Below are 248 nucleotides of genomic sequence, written 5' to 3' on the forward strand. Positions count from 1 at the left end.
CGTCAGGACATCGCCTATCTGGAAATCCCAAAAACATATTCGCCTCCGAAAAAGCGACTCACTCCTAGTACGTCAGATTTTCAAATTGAAATGGACATGACCAGTCCGCTTTTGTTCCGCTATTCTGCGGTGACCTTTAACGCGCACCGCATTCACTACGACGCGGAGTATGCGCGAAACGAAGAAAGCTATCCAGGTTTGGTCGTGCATGGCCCGCTACAGGCGACGCTGTTGATGCAAGCGGCTGT

General features: G+C 51.2%; 1 pseudogene. It reads left to right on the forward strand.

Features of this window, described 5'->3' with window-relative positions:
* Positions 1 to 248: pseudogene (locus tag GJQ66_RS15010) on the forward strand (mesaconyl-C4 CoA hydratase); the annotation flags it as partial.

Origin of the sequence: Microbacterium sp. ZXX196, from assembly GCF_009709595.1 — a bacterium.
GTDB classification, from domain to species: Bacteria; Actinomycetota; Actinomycetes; order Actinomycetales; family Microbacteriaceae; genus Microbacterium; species Microbacterium excoecariae.